This is a genomic window from Eggerthella guodeyinii (genome assembly GCF_009834925.2).
In the GTDB taxonomy this organism is placed as follows: Bacteria; Actinomycetota; Coriobacteriia; order Coriobacteriales; family Eggerthellaceae; genus Eggerthella; species Eggerthella guodeyinii.
The window spans coordinates 2,800,207-2,818,961 of record NZ_CP063310.1; the positions used below are offsets into that span (position 1 = coordinate 2,800,207).

Below are 18,755 nucleotides of genomic sequence, written 5' to 3' on the forward strand. Positions count from 1 at the left end.
TCAGCGCTGCGCGCGGGCCGCTTCCATGACCGCGTCGGCCAGAAGCCCCGCCGCATCGCGCGTCTTCTGCGCGCGCGCCGCGGCGGCCATGCGCGCGCGGAGGCCTTCGTCCTCGATGAGCTCGCGCAGCTTCTGCGCGAACGCGGGCCCCTCCACGTCGGCGTCGGCCACGAGGTAGGCAGCCCCCGCCTCCACGCACGCCTGCGCGTTCGTGGTCTGGTGGTCCTCCGTGGCGAAGGGGAACGGCACGAGCAGCGCGGGCAACGCGCGGGCCGATATCTCGGCGAGCGACGTGGCGCCGGCGCGCGACACGACGACGTCGGCCGCGGCCATGGCGTCGCCCATGTGGTCGGTGTAGCCCAGCAGCTGCCAGCGCGCCTCCTGCTCGGGCGCGAGCGCCAGCTGCGCGCGCACGGCGTCGAGCTCCTTGGGGCCCGTCACCTGCACGATGTGCAGGTCGTCGTAGGCCAGAAGCTCGTCCTTGAGCGCCGCGACGGCCCGGTTGAGGTGCCGCGCGCCCAGGCTGCCGCCCGTCACCAGCAGCATGCGCGCGTCCGCGGGCACGCCGAAGCGCGCGCGGCCCTGCTCGCGCGTGGCGGAGAACACGCTCGCGCGCACGGGGTTGCCGGTCACCCGGACGCGGCTCTTGTCGGGCAGCGCCTCGGCGGCGTGCTCGTAGGTGAGGCACACGGCGGCGGCCCGCTTCGCGAGGTACTTGTTCGCCATGCCCATGACCGAGTTCTGCTCGTGCACCACCACGGGGATGCCGCGCTGCTCGGCGGCGCGCGCCACGGGAATGCACACGTAGCCGCCGAAGCCCACCACCACGTCGGGCTCGATCTCGTCGAACCATCGGCGCGCGAGGCCCGTGCTCTTCTGGATGGTGAGCACGGCCTTCGGCAGCGTCAGCGGATGGTTGCGGTTGAAGCCCTGGGCCTCGAACGGCGTGAACGGGATGCCCGCCTCGCCCACGAGCCGCGCCTCCACGCCCGTGGGCGTGCCGGCGAAGCGCACCTCGCAGCCGCGCTCCTCGAGCACGTCCGCCAAGGCGAGCGCCGGGTTGATGTGGCCGGCGGTCCCGCCGCCGGAAAGAACGACCAGCATAGTGCTACCTCCTACCCCTGCTCGACGACGAGCGCTCGCCGCGCCTCGGCGGCGGGGCGTCGTTCGTCGCGCGCACGACGCGCAGGTCGGCGCGTCGGCGATCGTAGATGCTCGGCGCCTCGGCGCCGCGCGATACCGACAGGATGATGCCCACCATGATGAGCATGGCCACGAGCGACGAGCCGCCCGACGAGATGAACGGCAGCGGCTTGCCCACCACGGGGAACCAGCCGATGACCATGGCGATGTTGAGGAACGCTTGGAACGCGATCATGATGGTGCAGCCGCCCGCCACCATGGTGCCGAAGTTGTCGGGCGACGACTGCGCGATGCGGGTGCCCGCGTACAGGAACAGCAGGAACAGCGCGATGACCACCGCGGCGCCCACGAGCCCCAGCTCCTCGCCGATGATGGCGAAGATGAAGTCGGTGTCCGCCTGGGTGAGGTACAGGTACTTCTCGTGCGAGTTGCCGAGGCCGACCCCGAACAGGCCGCCGCCGGACAGCGCGTACAGCGAGTGGATGAGCTGGTAGCCCGTGCCGAAGCCGCCCTCGCCGTCGTTCCACGGGTTCATGAACACCATGAGGCGGTCGCGGCGGTACGACGAGCCGAAGATGCCCACGAGGCCGAGCGCCACCACCACGGCGATCACGATGAGCATCGTGCGCAGCGGCACCTCGCCCAGCCACATGACCGCGAGGATGCCCACGACGCAGATCATGGCCGTGCCCAGGTCGGACTGCGGACCCAAGATGATGAGTACCGGGGCCAGCACGAGCAGGCCCACGAGCGCGAAGAACACCCACACGGAGTACTGCCCCTCGCGGAAGTCCGAGAACAGCCGCGCCGCCACCAGCACGAGCGCGATCTTCGCGAACTCCGAGGCCTGGAGGCTGGCCGAGCCGATCATGAGCCAGCGGCGCGCGCCCCATTCCTCGTCGCCCACGCCCGCCACGGCCGTGACCACGAGCAGCGCGAACGCCACGGCCCAGATGGCCCACACCGCGTTGCTGCGCCACAGCGACACCGGCACGAGCTTCCAGATGATCGCCGCGATGACGACGCCCGCCACGGCGAACTTGATCTGGTTGAGGGTTTCGCCCATCGGATCGACCGCCTCGCTGCCGGCCTTCGCCAGGGTGATGACCGCCGAGGTGGAGTAGATCATCACGAAGCCGATGAGCATGAGGGCGAGCACCGACAGCAGAAGGATGATCCGCGGTCCCATGATGTGGGCGGGTGCGCCCTGCCTGTCGCGTTGGGTAGCCATGGCAGCCCGCTACGCGCCGAGCGCGGCGGCCGCGTCGGCCACGAGCGTCTTGAAGGCGCTGCCGCGCTCCTCGAACGAGCCGAACTCGTCGAAGGAGGCGCAGGCCGGGGACAGCAGCACGACGTCGCCCGCCGAGGCCTGCGCGAGGCCCGCGTCGAGCGCGTCGGCGAGATGCTCCGCGCGGGCCACGGCGAACCCCGCCGGAGCCTGCTCGCGCGCCGCTTCGAACGCCGCGGCGAAGCGCGGGCCCGCCGCGCCGAAGCACACGACGGCGCGCGCATGCGCGTGCGCGGCCGCGACGAGCGGCGCGAGGTCGGTGCCCTTGTCGTCGCCGCCCAGCAGCACGACGGGGCGCGTCTCGGGAAACGCGGCGAGGGCCTTGAGCGTCGCATCGACGTTCGTGGCCTTGGAATCATTGTAGCAGCGGACGCCGCCGACGGTGCCGCAGGGCTCGATGCGGTGCTCGAGCGGCTTGAACGAGCGCAGGTGCGCGGCCACGTCGCGGGCGTCCACGCCCAGCGCGAGCGCGGCGGCCGCCACGGCCAGCGCGTTCGAGGCGTTGTGCTCGCCCTTGATCTGCAATTCGGCGGCGCGCCCCGCGGTATATTCCGTCCCGCCCAGCGCCACGCGCAGCGTGCCGTCGGCGTCGAGAAACGCGGCGTTGTCGCTGCCGCACGCGGCGCGCATGTCGCCGCCGAGGCCCGCCGCCGTGCCCATCGGCACGTACGCGAAGCCGCGCTCGTCGGCGTCCAGGGCGCGCAGGCGGCGCACCTCGGCGCGCACGACGTCGTTCGTCGCGTCGAGCACCGCCACGGCTCCCGGCACGCCGTCCAGGTTCGCCAGCAGCTTGAGCTTCGCGTCGCGGTACGCCTCGAAGCTGCGATGCCAATGCAGGTGGTCGGGCGTGATGTTCAGCAGCACGGCCACGTTCGGCGCGAAGCGCGCCGTGGAGGCCAGCTGGTAGGACGACACCTCGGCCACGTAGACGTCCGTGCGCCCCGCGGCCACGGCCTCGATGCACGGGTCGCCGATGTTGCCCACGGCAGCGGCGGCGAGCCCCGCCCCCGCCAGCACGTGCGCGGCGAGCGCGCAGGCCGTCGTCTTGCCGTTCGTGCCCGTCACGGCCACCCAGCGGCTGTCCGCGGCGCTCTCGCGCCAGGCGAACTCCACCTCGCTGATCACCTCGGCCGACACGGCCGCGGCCGCCTCGTAGAACGCCGAGAACTGCGAGATGCCGGGGCTCGCGATGCACAGGTCGAACGACCCGCCCGCCGCGTCCGCCAGAACGCCCACGGCGTCGTCCTCGAACGCCACGAGCGCGCCGGCCGCGCGCGCCTCGGCCACGAACCCCTCGGAGGCCGCGGTGTGCGCGCCGGCCGCGATGGCCAGCGCGTCCACGCGATCGCCCACGAGCGGCAGCAGGTACGCCGTCGCGGCGCGCCCGCTCTTGCCCAGACCCAAAACGAGCACGCGCCCCAGATGGTGCGGCGCGTGCTTGCGATTCGCTATGAGCTCCCGCGACGCCATGGCTTACGCCACCGCCATGAGGGTCTCGGCGAAGTACAGCGAGAAGCCCGTCGCGGCCAGCACGCCGGAGATGATCCAGAAGCGCACGACCACCTTCGTCTCGCTCCAGCCCTTCTTCTCGAAGTGGTGGTGCAGAGGCGCCATGAGGAAGATGCGCTTCTTCGTCTTCTTGTAGTAGAACACCTGGATCATGACGGACAGGGCCTCGGCCACGAACAGGCCGCCGATGATGAGCGACACGAACTCGGTCTTCGTGAGCACGGCCAGGCAGCCCAGCGCCATGCCGAGCGCGAGCGACCCGGTGTCGCCCATGAAGATGTCGGCCGGGAACGAGTTGAACCACAGAAAGCCGATGCACGCGCCCGCGAGCGCCGCGGCGAAGATGGCGGGCTCCAGCAAATCGGAGCGGTACGCGATGGCCGCCATGACGATCATGACGATCATCACCGTGCCCGCCGCCAGGCCGTCGAGGCCGTCGGTGAGGTTCACGGCGTTGCACATGCCGACGAGCAGGATGTTCATGAACAGCAGATACAGCCAGGGGATGGCGATGCCGTCGCCGAGGGGAACCACCGTCGTCAGGATGCCGAAGTCGAGCGTGACGACGAAGGGGATCTCCACGGTGGGCTCGATGCCCAGCCAGTTCACGGCCACGAGCACGAACGCGGTGGCGATGGCCACCTGCCCCACGATCTTCGCCTTCGGGGTGAGGCCGAGCGAGCGCTCCTTCACCACCTTCGACGCGTCGTCGATGAGGCCGAGCAGGCCCGTGAGCACGGTGGCCGCCAGCAGCACGAACGTCTCGGGCGTGGGCATGCCGATGAACAGCGCCGCCGCGATGACCGCGATCAGCATGATGACGCCGCCCATGGTGGGCGTGCCCTGCTTCACGAGGTGGCTCTCGGGGCCGTCGGCGCGCACCTGCTGGCCGATGTGGCTCGACTTGAGGAACTTGATCCACAGCGGCGTGAGCACCATGGTCACCACCATGGCGAACACGATGGCGAGGAATACGAGAAACGTCGGATATTGGTTGAATACCGTAAACATAGTTAATTGACCAGTCCTTCGACCACGCGTTCGAGACCCATGAAATGCGATGCCTTCACCAGCACGGCATCGCCGGGCTCGACGCAGGTGTCCAAATCGCCGAACACTTCAGAAAGCGAGCCCGCGCGCACGATGCGGTCGGGCTCCATGCCGGCGCGCTCTGCCGCGTCGGCGATGTGCAGGGACAGCTCGCCCACGCACACGAGCCGATCGAGCGGCAGCGTGGCGGCGAACGTGCCGATGCCCGCATGGCAGGCCGGCGCGTAGCTGCCCAGCTCCCCCATGTCGCCGAGCACGGCCACGTGCTTGCCCGGCACGTCGAGCGCGCAGAACGTCGCAAGCGACGCGCGCATCGAGTCGGGGTTCGCGTTGTAGGCGTCGTTCACCACGGTGAACCCGCCGCGCGCGCGCACCACTTCCTGGCGGCCGGCCTCGGGCTCGGCGTGCGCGAGCGCGTCGGCGCAGACGGCGAGCGGGATGCCGCAGGCGCGCCCGACGGCGGCCGCGGCGCATGCGTTCGACACGTTGTGCAGGCCGCGCAGCGTGAGCGCGCACGGAGCCCCCTCCTCCGCGCCGTCGGCGCCGTCGAAACCGACGGCGTGCAGCTCGAAGCGCGGACGGCCCTGCTCGTCGAGCTCCACCTGCTCGGCCCACACGGCGGGGCGCGCCGCGTCGGCGCCCGCGCGGCGCTCGGCCGCGGCGGCGGAACCGTCGAACAGCACGGTTTCCACGCGGCGCGCGTCGAGGCGCGCGTGCTCGCGCACGAAATCGGCGTAGTCGTCGTCGGCGTTCACGAACGCCCGTCCCGTGCCCTCCGGCAGCGCGCACAGAAGCTCGGCCTTGGCGTGCGCGATGTTCTCGCGGCTGCCCAGCAGCTCGATGTGGCTCTCGCCCACGTTCACCACGAGGCCCCAGTCGGGGCGCACGTAGTCGCACAGGTCGGCCAGCTGCCCCGCGCCGCGCATGCCCATCTCCACCACCACCGCCTGCGTGTCCTGCTCGGCGGCGAGCAGCGTCTTGGGAACACCCAGCTCGTTGTTCTGGTTGCCGGCCGTGGCCACAACCGTTAGCGTGCTGGCCAGCACGTCGCGCACGAGGTTCTTCGTGGTGGTCTTGCCCGTCGAGCCCGTCAGCGCGATCACGCGCCCGTGCAGGTGCCCGCGCCACTCGGCCGCGATATCGGCCACGGCATGGGCCGTGTCGGGCACCTCGATGATGCACGCGCCCAGCTCGGTCGCCAGCACGCGCACAGCCTCGTCGAGCGGCTGCATGACGAGCGCGCAGACGGCACCGCCGCGCAGGGCCGCGCCGATGAAGTCGTGGCCGTCCACGCGCTCGCCCGGCAGCGCGACGTACACGTCGCCCGCGCGCGCGTCGCGCGAATCCCAGGTGAGGCCGGTGACGAGCGCCCGCGCATCGAGCGGCTCGACCACGAACGAGCCCCCCGTGCATGCGGCTATCTGCTTCGCGTTCAAACGCATGGGCCGTCCTTACTCTGCGGCCGGCTCGGAGCCGAACGAGCGCTCGAGTTCCTCGGCGGCCACGATGCGGTCGTCGAAGCTGAGCACCTGATCGCCCACCAGCTGGTAGTCCTCGTGGCCCTTGCCCGCGATGAGGATCGAGTCGCCCGCCTTCGCCTGCGCGATGGCCCGCGCGATGGCGGCGCGGCGGTCGGCCTCCACCTCGAAGCGGTCGGCGCCCGAGCCCATGCCGCTCACGATGTCCTCGATGATGGCCTGCGGGTCCTCGGTGCGCGGGTTGTCCGACGTCACCACGGCATGGTCGGCCGCCAGCGCGGCGCGGCCCATGATGGGGCGCTTGCTGGCGTCGCGATCGCCGCCGCAGCCGAACACGCAGATGGTGCGGCCGGGGGTGAGCGCCATGATGGACGCGAGCGCCTTCTCCAGCGCGTCGGGGGTGTGGGCGTAGTCCACGAACACCGACACGCCGCCCGTGTTCGGTGCGCTCACGCGCTCCAGGCGGCCGGGGATCTGCGGCGCTTCCTCGAGCGCCTCGACGATGACGCCGGCCGGGAAGCCCAGCTGCAGGCCGATGCCGAACGCGCACATGATGTTCTCGACGTTGAACCTGCCCACGAGCGGGTAGTCGAACGTGTGGAGGCTTCCGCGCACGTCGAGCGTGACGGTGGTGTGCGTGGGCGCGTACTGCACGTCCACGGGATGGATCTGGGCGGACGGGTCGAAGCCCGTCGTGACCACGCTGTCCTCGGCCACCGAGCAGCGGCGCAGCAGCTCCTTGCCCCACTTGTCGTCGATGCAGATCACGCGCTTGGCCGGGTAGTCCTTCGAGAACAGGCGCGCCTTCGCCTCGAAGTAGGCCTCGAACGTGTGATGGTAGTCGAGGTGGTCCTGCGTCAGGTTGGAGAACGCCGTGACGGCGAACGCGGTGTCCCACGTGCGGTCGAGGTCGAGCGCGTGCGAGCTCACCTCCATGGCCACCACGTCGCAGCGTGCGTCGCGCATGCGCGCGAACAGCTGCTGCAGGTCGGGCGATTCCGGCGTGGTGTGGGCCGACTTCTCGGCCGCGTCGCCGATGCGGATGCCCACGGTGCCGATGACGCCCGTGCGCTTGCCCGCCACGCGCGCGATGTGCTCCACGAGGTAGGTGGTGGTGGTCTTGCCGTTCGTGCCCGTGATGCCCACGAGCGCGAGGTTCTGGGAAGGATGGTCGTAGAAGTTCGCCGCGGCGGCCGCCATGGCCTTGCGGGTGTCCTTCACCACGATCTCGGTGACGTCGGTGGCGTCGGCGAGGTAGACCTTGCGCTGCACCACGAGCACCTTCGCGCCGCGGTCGATGGCGTCCTGGGCGAACGAGTGCCCGTCCGAGGTCATGCCCACCACGCAGAAGAACGCGTCGCCGGGTTGCACCCGATCGCTGCGGTAGGCGATACCGCTCACCTCGTCGTCGGCGTTGCCGAGGATGGTGCAGTCGATACCTGCGAACAGTTCGGTACAGGTCTTGCCCATGGCTTCCTCACTCCGGGTAAATATTGAATCGGTCGATGGCTGTAGTCATTATATCCTTAAAAATCGGCGTGACCACACCGTCGGTGGGAACCTCGTTGGCACCCACAAAACAAACCAATTGGCTGGAAGAATCGGCCAGGAACCCGGTAAAGGCCAGGTTGTACACCCCTTTTCGATAGCCGCCGTTCTCCTCGTCGTAGATCTCCGCCGTGGACGTCTTGCCGGCCACGTTGAAGCCGTCGATGGCGGCGGCCTTGCCCGTGCCGTCGGTGACGACGGTCTTCAGCATGTCGGTCATCGTGGAGATGGATTCCTTGTTCTCGATGACGTCGACGGTTTCGTACTCGGGCGTCTCGCCGCTCAGCGGCTTCGACAGCAGGAAGTGCGGGGTGCATTCCACGCCGTCGTTCACGAGCGCGCCGTAGAAGCGCGTGATCTGCAGCGGCGTGAGCGAGATGCCCTGGCCGAACGACACGTTGTAGGCCTGCACCTTGCTCCACTGGTCGAAGTCGAGCAGATAGCCGATCTGCTCGCCGGGGTAGTCCACGCCCGTGAGCGAGTTCAGGTTGTACTTGAGGATATGGTCGTACAGTTCTTTGAAGCCCATCTTCTCGGACGCGAGCGAGATGCCGATGTTCGACGACTGGTCGAGGATCTCGCGCAGCGTGTACGTGGCATCGCCGCGTTCGTGCGCGTCGCGGATCTCGTAGCCGTCGGCCGTGATGACCGCCGGGCAGAACAGCTCGTCGTCGGGTGCCATCGTGTTCGTCTCGAGGATGGCCATCGTGGACACCGACTTGAAGATGGAGCCCGGCTCGAACAGGTCGGTCACGCACTTGAGGCGGGGCGCGTCGGCCTCCATCTCGGTGCGGTCCGCCGGGTTGAGCAGGGGCAGCGACGCCGCGGCGTAGATCTCGCCCGTGCCGCCGTCCATCACGACGGCGCTGCCGCCGTTGGCCGTGATGCCCTTCTCGTCGGCCGTCAGGCGCTCCTCCACGTACTGCTGCAGCTCGATGTCGATGGATATGATGATGTCCTGGCCGTCCACGGCCGCCTGGGAATCGCGCGTACCGCCCGGGATGGGCGTGCCGTCGGGGCTGCGCTCCTCGCGCGTGTAGCCCGCCTCGCCCGACAGGATGTCGTCGTAGTACAGCTCAAGGCCCGACACGCCCTGGTAGTACTCGCGGTTGAGATCCTGATCCGTCTCCAGCGTGCAGACGCCGATCACCTGGCCGCCCACCTGGCCGTTCGGGTACTCGCGCTTCCACACCGTCTTGTAGCGGATGCCGAAGTCCATGCCCTCGCGCGACCCGCCCTCGGCCGAAAGCTCGCTCGTGCGCTCCTGCAGGCTCTCGCCCACCGCCACGTCGGCCTTCTCCTTGACCACCGCGTAGCGCGTGTTCGAGGCGGTGACGGCCTCGAGGTAGTCCGACTTCTGGCCGCCCAGCACGTCGACGAGCACCTGGGCCGTGGCATCCGCGTCGTCCACCTCGACCGGGTCGATGTAGATGGTGGTGGATTCCACGGAGGTCGCCAGCACGACGCCGTTGCGGTCGTAGATGGTGCCGCGGCGCGGCTCGATCCAGTCGTAGCTCATGCGCGCGTTCTCGGCTTCCGAAGCCATGGCGGGTGCTGCGATCACCTGCAGGTACGCTAGGCGCAGCACGAACAGCGCCGCGATGGCGGCGAAGACGAGGATGGGCAGGAACACGCGGTTCGAGTTGGGGTTGAATGCCGCCGTCGCGGTCGAGCGGGCGGGCGTGCGCGCTTGTCGCCCGCCTCGTGCAGCGTGCGGCGGGCGGGAAGGACGCGCGGACGAACGGGAGCTTCCGCGACCGCGAGCAGGGCGCTCGCCTCGCGGCGTGTGCGATCTATCGGACATGGGTTTTACGCCTCGGAGCCAGACGCTATGGCCACGCTCTTGGACAGGGACAGCGCGCCGGACTCGTCGGTTGCGACGACGTCCTTCTCAAGGTCGATGACGCCCGTGGTCTCGGGAGCCGCCATGCCCAGCTTGTTCGCCTGCTGCTTCACCTTCGTCGGGTTGGACAGCGTGCTCTGCGACACCTCGAGGGCGGCGCCCGACGAGCGGGCATCGCTGATCTGGCTCGTCAGCTCGCTCGACTGCATCGTCGTGGAGATCGTGGCGGACATGAGCCCGATGCGCGCGAACCCCACGATGGACACCACGAGCAGCACGACGGCGGCGACCTTCGCCAGGAACACGACGCTCGAGGGGAGCGTCGGGGTTTGGGTACGGGTGCCGCGGCCCGGAACGACGCTGATGCGCTCGCGCGGCGAACGCTCGGGTGCGCGCTCGGGATAGTACGAATACGCTGGTGCTGCGCCCATATCCGACCCCCTTTCTGTGTTTTGGCTGCGTGTAAAGGTCGTGTGCGGTGCGTATGTCGCCCGCCTCTGTCAGCGGGACGGTTGTCAGCGCTTCTGCGCGACGCGGAGCTTGGCGCTGCGCGCGCGAGGGTTGCGCTCGATTTCCTCTGCAGTCGGCAAAACCGGCTTGCGGGTGACGATGTCGAGTATCGGCTGCTTCCCGCACGCGCAGACCGGCAGGTCGGGCGGGCAGGTGCATCGGTTCGCGAACTTCGCGAACGTCTCCTTGACGATGCGATCCTCGAGCGAGTGGTAGCTGATCACCACGAGCCTGCCGCCGGGGTTGAGCCAGCGGATGGCCGCGTCGAGGCCGCTCCTCAGCACGTCGAGCTCGCCGTTCACCTCGATGCGCAGCGCTTGGAACGTGCGCTTTGCCGGGTGCCCCCCTGCTCGGCGGGCCGAGGCGGGGATGGCGGCTTTGATGACGTCGACCAGCTGCTCGCTCGTCTCGATGGGAGCGGTCTGCCGCGCGCGCACCGCGAAGTCCGCGATACGGCTGGCCCACTTCTCGTCCGAGTACGTACGGATGATCCGAGTGAGATCTGCTGCGTTGTAAGTGTTGATGATCTCTGCTGCGGTAAGGGTTTGTTTACCCGGATCCATCCGCATATCAAGAGGGCCGTTCTCCTTGAAGGAGAAGCCTCGAGACGGCGTGTCGATCTGCACCGAGGACACCCCGAGGTCGAACAGAACCGCGTCGACGCCGGGTACCTCCGTGCTGAGAAGTGCTTCGTCCATAGCTCCGAAGTTGCCGCGCACCAGTTCGAGGCGCGGGCGCACATCATCAGGCAGCGTCCCGAGTTTTCGACGGGCGGCGGCGAGCGCCACCTCGTCTTGATCGATGCCGATGAGCGTGCCCGTGCTCCCGATGAGCTTGGCCGCTTCGAAGGAATGCCCTGCACCGCCGAGTGTTGCGTCCACGAATGTGTGCTGTGGTTTGAGGTTCGAGTATTCGAGGCACTCGGCGAGCAGAACGGGTGTATGCCGATATTCGCTTGTCATATCGCTCACGCCTTACGATCAGTCGAACAACAGACCGAGATCGGTCTCGTCGTCCACCGCGTCGTAGCGCTTTGCGTCCCAGATTTCGAAGTAGCCCGTGTTGCCTACGACCACGACCTCCTTGTCGATCCCCGTGGCTTCGCGCTGCTCGGCCGAGATCATGATGCGGCCGGCTGCGTCGATGGACACATCGGCTGCACGCGACTTCAGCTTGCGGCGCAGGCGCACGTGGAGATCGTTGGTGCGGTCGAACTTCCCGAACTTGTCCTCGAACACGCCGGCCACCCATGCGTTGAACGCATCGGGCTCGAACACGTAGAGGCACTCGTCCTTCGGGTTGCGGGTTACCACCAAATCCGTCGAAAGCACCTTGCGGAACGTTGCGGGAAGAGACATGCGGCCTTTGGCGTCCACCTTATGGCGGTACGCGCTGTTGAGATCAACAACCTTGTTGTCCTCTTCCGCCATGCCTTCCTTTCCGCCGCCGTTCCACGGCCCTTTCGATGTTTGGAATTCTATCCCACTTCGCCCCACTTCGCAACAAAATATGCTCCTTGGCCCCCATTTTCCCCATTCTGAAACCCACCGTATTCTCTCCCGTCAAGTTGACCCCCTCCTTGCAGGAAATAGCCAGGCCCACATGTAGACCGCACGCGCAAAGCGGGGCACAAGATATAGATCGCTCCCCTGCGCGGTGGGACGATGTGGGGAGTTATGCGGAATCTGTGGCAGGGTCGATCCTCAACCCGAATTTCAATCCCCAAACCCCGGCGAGCGGCGGGACGCGCCGCGCGCGCCTCCCGCGACGCTGCGGCGGACGCCCCCGCAGCGCACGGCGCGCCTCCCGCAGCGGGGCGCTCCTTCCCGCAGCGCGCCGCGCCTCCCCGCTGCAGGGCGCGCCTCCCCGCAGCGCACGGCGGGACGCGGAGTTCGGAATGTTTCACGTGAAACATTCGTTCGCGTGGAAACGGCACGGCCGGGACCGGAGCCGAGGCCGATTCGCCAGACTTCCGCCCCCCTTCCCCCTACTTCGCGCGGGGGTGGGCGTGGAGGTACTCTTCCCGGATGTGAGCGCGGTTGACGTGGGTGTAGATCTGGGTCGTCGAGATGTCGGAGTGGCCGAGGATCTCCTGGATGACGCGCAGGTCGGCGCCGCCGGTCAGCATGTGGGTGGCGAAGGAGTGGCGCAGCGTGTGCGGGTGGAGGTTCGCCACGCCGATGGTGCGGCCGGCCTCGGCGACGAGGGCGTGCACGCTCTGACGCGTGAGCCGGCCGCCGCGCGCGTTGAGGAACACGGCCGGAGTGGACTTCGCGTACGAGCGGACGAGCTCGGGGCGCCCGCGCTCGAGGTAGTCGCGCAGCGCGCGCAGGGCAGCGCCCGAGATGGGGGCGATGCGCTCCTTGTTCCCCTTGCCCACGATGTGCAGGTAGCCGTCCTCGAGCACGGCGTCGCCCAAGTCGAGCCCCGTGCACTCGCTCACGCGCAGCCCGCAGCCGTACAGCACCTCGAGGATGGTCTGGTTGCGCAGGGCCAAAGGCCCGCTGCCCAACGGCTTCGACAGCATCTCGTTCACCTGGGCCACCGACAGCACGTCGGGCAGGCGGTCGGGCGCTTTGGGAAGCTGGATGGTGTCGGCCGGGTTGCGGCGCGCGTAGCCCTCGCGCACGAGGAAGCGGTGGAATCCCTTGAGCACCGACACGTGGCGGTCCACCGTCGAGGCCGCGTACGCACGGTCGAAGAGGTCGGACTCGTAGGCCACGATGACCTCGCGATCGACGTCGTCCACTGATTCGATCCCGCGCTTCTTGAGGAACAGCGCGTAGTCCTTGAGGTCGGCGGCGTACGCGGACACGGTCAGCGGGGAGCTACCCCTCTCGACGCGCAGATATGCCAGGTACTCTCGATACAGCTCGTCCATCCGCCACCCTCGTCGTCGCACCGCCATGGAGCACCGAACGGATGTTTCACGTGAAACATCCGGGGCTCCTCCGCCGAACCACCTGCATGATATAGTTCACAGGATAGCACGCCTTCGGCCTTCCTCACCCGCTCACCCGCGACGGTCGGCAGCCGCGTTCACGAAACCGCAGAACAGCGGATGCGGGCGCGTGGGACGGCTCTTGAACTCGGGATGGCCCTGGCTGGCGACGAACCACGGGTGGCCGGGCAGCTCCACCATCTCGACGAGCCGCCCGTCGGGCGACGTGCCCGACACCGCGAGCCCCGCCTCGACGAGGCGCTCGCGGAACGCGTTGTTCACCTCATAACGATGACGATGCCGCTCATATATAACGGCTTCGCCGTAGACCTCGAACGCCCGGGTGCCCGGCGCCACCTTGCACGGGTACGCCCCCAGGCGCATGGTGCCGCCCTTGTCCTCCACGTCCTGCTGCTCGGGCATGAGGTCGACGACGGGATAGGCGGCCTCGGCGTCGAACTCGGCGGACGTGGCGCCGGGCATGCCGGCCGCGTCGCGCGCGAACATGCATACGGCGGCCTGCAGCCCCAGGCAGATGCCCAGGTAGGGAACGCCCCGCTCGCGCGCGTAGCGGGCGGCGGCGATCTTGCCCTCGAACGCGCGCTGGCCGAAGCCGCCCGGCACGAGGATGCCGTCAATGCCGCCCAGCACCTCGTCCGCGTTGCCGTCCGACAGCTCCTCGCCGTCCACGAGGTGCACGTTCACGCGGCGGCCGCGGCGCACGCCCGCATGCCCGAGCGCCTCGATGACCGACAGGTACGCGTCGGGCAGGCTCACGTACTTCCCCACCACGGCGACGTCCACCTCCCCTTCGCAGCCGTCCGCCGCGGCGAGGAACGAGCGCAGGGGCGCGAGGTCGATCGCGCGCCGCTCGAGGCCGAAGCGGTCGAGCACCATCTCGTCGAAGCGCTGCTCGTGCAGGCCGAGCGGCACCTCGTAGATGGACGGCGCGTCGGTGCAGGCCAGCACCTCGTCGGGCCGCACGTCGCAGAACAGCGCGATCTTCTCGCGCACCGCGGCCTCTATCTCGTGGTCCGAACGGCACACGATGAAGTCGGGCTGCACGCCGATGGAGCGCAGCTCCTTCACCGAATGCTGCGTGGGCTTCGTCTTCACCTCGTGGGCGGCGGCGATGTAGGGCACGAGCGTCACGTGCACGAACAGCACGTCGCCGTACGGCAGCTCCTTCTTGAACTGGCGCGCGGCCTCGATGAAGGGAAGCGACTCGATGTCGCCGACGGTGCCGCCGATCTCCGAGATGACGATGTCGGCGCCGGTCGTCTCGGCGATGCGGCGCAGGAGCGCCTTGATGGCCTCGGTGACGTGCGGGATGACCTGCACCGTGCCGCCCAGGTAGTCGCCGCGGCGCTCGCGCGCGAGGAGGCTCTGGTAGACGGAGCCCTGCGTGAAGTTGGACTCGCGCGTGAGGTTCTCGTCGATGAAGCGCTCGTAATGCCCCAGGTCGAGGTCGCCCTCGTGCCCGTCTTCGGTCACGAACACCTCGCCGTGCTGGAAGGGCGACATGGTGCCCGGGTCGACGTTGAGGTACGGGTCCATCTTCTGCATGGTCACCTTGTACCCGCGCGCCTTGAGCAGGTGGCCGAGCGATGCGGCCGTGATGCCCTTCCCGAGCGATGAGACGACGCCGCCGGTGACGAAGATGTGCTTGGCCATGGTTCTCCTTTTCGCGCGATGCTCTTCCGGTGCGGGCAGGAGAAACGCCCGATGCACGCCGAGCGACCTTCCGTCCCAACGTCGTTTTATTGTACGAAAGCGCCCGGCGCGCGGCTGCGCCGATCGGGTGATTTCACCTGCTTGAAACATTAGGCGGCCGCGGGCGGCGGGGGACCCCCGCGGCGCGCGACCCCCTCGGCGGGCAGGGCGCGGGGCGCTCGGCACGCGGGGCGGCGAGGGCCTACATCGCCGCCTTCATGCGCCGGGCGGCTTCCAGCAACCGGTCGTCGGGCGTGGTCAGCGAGATGCGGACGTAGCCTTCGCCGCCGGGGCCGTAACCGCTGCCGGGGGTCACGATCACGTGCGCCCGCTCCAGCAGCCTCGTCGCGAACGACGCGGACGTCTCGCCGGCGGGCACCTTCGCCCACACGTAGATGGTCGCCTTCGGCACGGCGCACTCCATCCCGATGGAGCGCAACGCGTCCACCACGAGGTCGCGCCGGCGCTCGTAGAGCGCGCACAGCTCGGCCACGCAGTCCTGGCTGCCGGCAAGCGCGGCGACGGCCGCGTCCTGCACGGCCGTGAACGGGCCCGAGTCCAGGTTGTTCTTCACCGTGCCCAGCGCGCCCACCGCCCGCTCGTTGCCGCAGGCGAAGGCGATGCGCCAGCCCGTCATGTTGTAGGACTTCGACAGGCTGAAGAACTCGATGCAGCACTCCCGCGCGCGCAGGCGCTCCAAGATGGAGGGCGCACGGTAGCCGTCGAAGCAGATGTCGCAGTAGGCGTTGTCGTGCGCGAGCAGCAGGTCGTGCTCGAGGCAGAACGCGATGGCGCGGTCGAAGTACTCCTCGGTGGCGCAGGCGCCCGTGGGGTTGTTCGGGTAGCCCAGGAACATGATCTTCGCGCGCGCCAGCACCTCGTCGGGCACCTGCGAGAAGTCGGCGAGGAACCCGTCCTCTTCGCGCATGGGCATGAAGTGGGCGTTCGCGCTGGCCAGCGTGGCGCCGCCCGCGTACACCGGGTAGCCGATGGAAGGCGCCAGCACGTAGTCGCCCGGATCGAGGAAGGCGGTGCAAAGGTGCGCGATGCCCTCCTTGCTGCCGATGAGCGCGAGCACCTCGCGCTGCGGGTCGACCTCCACCCCGAAGCGGCGCTCCATCCACGACGCGCACGCCGCGCGGTAGGCGTCGGACCCGGCGTAGTCGGGGTACCGGTGGTTCTGCGGGTCGCGGACGGCCGCCGCCATCGCGTCCACGATATGCGCGGGCGTGGGCAGGTCGGGGTCGCCGATGCCGAGCGAGATGACGTCGACGCCGCGCGCCCGCAGCGCATCGCGCTTCGCGTCGATCTGCGCGAACAGGTACGGGGCCATATGATCGAGGCGGGTCGCCGTCCTCATGCGACCACCGTCCTTCCCGCGAAGCTCTCCTCTGCGGGACCGGTCATCCGAACGCGGCCGTCGTCGCCCCAGGCGATGTGCAGGACGCCGCCGCGCAGCTCCACGTCGTTCTCGCAGCCGGCGCGCCCGGTGAGCGACGCGGCCACCTGCACCGCGCACGCCCCCGTGCCGCAGGCCAGCGTCTCGCCGCAACCGCGCTCGTGCACGCGCATCGCGAGGCCCCGCGGGCCGACCGTGGCGAACTCGACGTTCGCCTTCTCCGGGAACAGCTCGTGCGCCTCGAAGAACGCGCCTACCCGGCCCACGTCGAACGTGGCGAGACGCTTGTCGGACGAGTCGGCGAACAGCTCGTCGGCGAGGGCGTCCCAGTCGTCGACGAAGCACACGGCATGCGGGTTGCCCATCGACACGCACGTGAAGCGGAACATCCCCCAGGGCGAGGCGAGGGGCGCGTCGCGCACGTACTCCTCGCCCTGCGCGCTCACGGCGTTGGCCGCCGCGCGCACCGGCACCGCCGCCGGGTCGAGCGTCGGCGCGCCCATGTCCGCCGTGGCGCGCACGAGCCTGCCGTCGCCGTCCGCCTCGAAGCCGATCGGCTTCGGCCCGGACAGCGTGCCGGCCACGAGCTCGCGCGCATCCGACGGCACGATCCCGCGATCCACGAGGTACTTCGCGAAGCAGCGCACGCCGTTGCCGCACATCTGCGCGAGCGTGCCGTCGGCGTTGAGGTAGTGCATGTAGGCCGCGCACGCAGGATCGTCGGAGGGGCGCACGAGGATCACGCCGTCGGCCCCGACGCCGATATGGCGGTCGCACAGGCGCCGCACCTGCGCGCCCGTCAGCTCGATCGCACGCGCCCGATCGTCCACGACCACGAAGTCGTTGCCCAACCCGTGCAGTTTGGCGAATTCGAGTTCCATGAGCGCATCCCGTTCCTTTCCGGCGTTCTCCCGCCGCTTCCGCCATCGTCGCGATCATACCGCCCCGCGCGCCCGCAGGAGCCCTCCCGACGCGTGATTTAACAGGCCTGCAACGTCGATGCGGGGCGGGCCGCGCCGCGCGTGCCGACCCGAAACACAACCGAAACGCGGCGCGCATGCGGCGGAAACATTCGCGCGGTACCGTAGAGCCATCCAAGGGCCCCACGCGCAGGCAAGGGCGACGCGCCAACTCGGACCTCCATCCTTGCGCGCCCTTCGCACCTCCGAGCGCGCGGGGTCCTTGGTGCAGGTCAGACACCCGAGACGAGGAGTACGAGCCATGGAGCAGCGCGCCAGCCTGCGCGAGGGGGACGTCAGAATACCGTCGGGATGCGCCATCGCCGGCATCATGGACCGCAGCGGCGCGCGCCACGACGGCAGCGACATCCTCGCCTCGATCGCGCTCATGCACGATCGCAGCAACGGCCTGGGAGGCGGGTTCGCCGCCTACGGCATCTACCCGGAGTACCGCGAGCTGTACGCGTTCCATATTATGTACGAGGCGCGCGAATCCCGCGCGCGGACCGAGGCGTACCTCGACGAGCACTTCGTCGTGGAGAAGCAGGAGCGCATCCCCACCGAGCGCGTGCCGGGCATCGAGAACCCGCCCGACATCTGGCGCTACTTCCTCGCGCCGCCGCCGGCCCCGCCCGGAACGGACGGCTTCGACGAGGCCGAGCACACCATGCGCCACGTCTTCCACATCAACGCTGCCGTTCCCGGTGCGTTCGTCGCCTCCTCCGGCAAGGACATGGGCGCGTTCAAGGGCGTGGGCTATCCCGAGGACATCGGCGCGTTCTACCGCATCGAGGACTACCGGGCGTGGCTGTGGACGGCGCACGGGCGCTTCCCCACGAACACGCCCGGCTGGTGGGGCGGCGCGCATCCGTTCACGCTGCTGAACTGGTCCATCGTGCACAACGGCGAGATATCCAGCTACGACGCGAACCGCCGCTACGTCGAGCAGTTCGGCTACGACTGCGCCCTGCAGACCGACACCGAGGTCATCACGTACCTGTTCGACCTGCTCATCCGCCGCCACGGCTTCTCGCGGGAAACCGCGGCGCGCATCATGTGCGCGCCGGCCTGGGACGCCATCGACCGGATGGAGCCCGAGCGCGCCGCCTACGAGGAGGCGCTGCGCTGCGTGTACGCGAGCGCGCTGGTCAACGGCCCCATGTCGGTGATCCTCGGCTCGGACGAGGGGCTGCTCGCGCTCAACGACCGCCTGAAGCTGCGCGCGCTCATGGCGGGCGAGAAGGGCAGCATGGTCTACCTCGCCTCCGAGCAGGCGGCCATCGAGATCGTGTGCCCCGACGTGGAGAACGTGCGCTCGATCGAAGGCGGCGTGCCCTTCGTCGTGCGGCTCGACGACCGAAAGGAGGCGTGACG

General features: G+C 69.1%; 15 protein-coding genes. 1 reads left to right on the plus strand and 14 read right to left on the minus strand.

Annotated features, from left to right (window positions below):
• The 14 genes from murG to dapF form a co-directional block, all read right to left on the minus strand.
• Positions 1-1,104: an undecaprenyldiphospho-muramoylpentapeptide beta-N-acetylglucosaminyltransferase gene (murG, locus tag GS424_RS11865; protein WP_160942808.1), complete on the minus strand. Its 1,104-nt coding sequence runs from the start codon at positions 1,102-1,104 to the stop codon at positions 1-3.
• Positions 1,105-1,108: 4 nt separating this feature from the next.
• Positions 1,109-2,374, minus strand: coding sequence for an FtsW/RodA/SpoVE family cell cycle protein (locus GS424_RS11870; RefSeq protein WP_160942807.1), 1,266 nt, complete (start codon positions 2,372-2,374; stop codon positions 1,109-1,111).
• 9 nt (positions 2,375-2,383) lie between these two features.
• Entirely contained in the window at positions 2,384-3,901 is a 1,518-nt protein-coding gene (gene murD, locus GS424_RS11875) for a UDP-N-acetylmuramoyl-L-alanine--D-glutamate ligase (protein ID WP_160942806.1), read from the minus strand.
• Between the two features lie 3 nt (positions 3,902-3,904).
• Complete coding sequence (mraY, locus tag GS424_RS11880) at positions 3,905-4,951, minus strand: phospho-N-acetylmuramoyl-pentapeptide-transferase (protein ID WP_154333860.1); 1,047 nt, start codon at positions 4,949-4,951, stop codon at positions 3,905-3,907.
• 2 nt (positions 4,952-4,953) lie between these two features.
• Entirely contained in the window at positions 4,954-6,432 is a 1,479-nt protein-coding gene (locus tag GS424_RS11885) for a UDP-N-acetylmuramoyl-tripeptide--D-alanyl-D-alanine ligase (RefSeq protein WP_160942805.1), read from the minus strand.
• Positions 6,433-6,441: 9 nt separating this feature from the next.
• Positions 6,442-7,938, minus strand: coding sequence for a UDP-N-acetylmuramoyl-L-alanyl-D-glutamate--2,6-diaminopimelate ligase (locus GS424_RS11890; protein ID WP_160942804.1), 1,497 nt, complete (start codon positions 7,936-7,938; stop codon positions 6,442-6,444).
• Between the two features lie 7 nt (positions 7,939-7,945).
• Complete coding sequence (locus GS424_RS11895) at positions 7,946-9,649, minus strand: peptidoglycan D,D-transpeptidase FtsI family protein (protein WP_244977533.1); 1,704 nt, start codon at positions 9,647-9,649, stop codon at positions 7,946-7,948.
• Between the two features lie 176 nt (positions 9,650-9,825).
• Entirely contained in the window at positions 9,826-10,290 is a 465-nt protein-coding gene (locus GS424_RS11900; RefSeq protein WP_154333856.1) for a cell division protein FtsL, read from the minus strand.
• Positions 10,291-10,374: 84 nt separating this feature from the next.
• On the minus strand, positions 10,375-11,331 hold the full coding sequence (gene rsmH / locus GS424_RS11905) for a 16S rRNA (cytosine(1402)-N(4))-methyltransferase RsmH (protein WP_154333855.1): 957 nt from the start codon (positions 11,329-11,331) through the stop codon (positions 10,375-10,377).
• Positions 11,332-11,349: 18 nt separating this feature from the next.
• Positions 11,350-11,799, minus strand: a complete 450-nt coding sequence (locus tag GS424_RS11910; protein WP_154333854.1) for a division/cell wall cluster transcriptional repressor MraZ — start codon at positions 11,797-11,799, stop codon at positions 11,350-11,352.
• A gap of 557 nt (positions 11,800-12,356) precedes the next feature.
• Positions 12,357-13,250, minus strand: a complete 894-nt coding sequence (locus GS424_RS11915) for a site-specific tyrosine recombinase (protein WP_154333853.1) — start codon at positions 13,248-13,250, stop codon at positions 12,357-12,359.
• A 132-nt stretch (positions 13,251-13,382) separates the two neighbouring features.
• Positions 13,383-14,984 (minus strand): CTP synthase, encoded by a 1,602-nt coding sequence (locus GS424_RS11920; protein ID WP_160942802.1) that lies wholly within the window; start codon positions 14,982-14,984, stop codon positions 13,383-13,385.
• Positions 14,985-15,225: 241 nt separating this feature from the next.
• Positions 15,226-16,383 carry an LL-diaminopimelate aminotransferase gene (locus tag GS424_RS11925; protein ID WP_160942801.1) on the minus strand — a complete coding sequence of 386 codons (1,158 nt, stop codon included), beginning with the start codon at positions 16,381-16,383 and terminating at the stop codon, positions 15,226-15,228.
• Positions 16,380-17,303, minus strand: a complete 924-nt coding sequence (dapF, locus tag GS424_RS11930; protein WP_160942800.1) for a diaminopimelate epimerase — start codon at positions 17,301-17,303, stop codon at positions 16,380-16,382. Before dapF ends, GS424_RS11925 begins: the two co-directional genes overlap by 4 nt.
• A gap of 340 nt (positions 17,304-17,643) precedes the next feature.
• Between dapF and GS424_RS11935 the strand changes: the two genes are divergently transcribed.
• A complete protein-coding gene (locus GS424_RS11935) occupies positions 17,644-18,753 on the plus strand; it encodes a class II glutamine amidotransferase (RefSeq protein WP_160942799.1) in 1,110 nt (369 codons plus the stop codon).
• Positions 18,754-18,755: the final 2 nt, after the last annotated feature.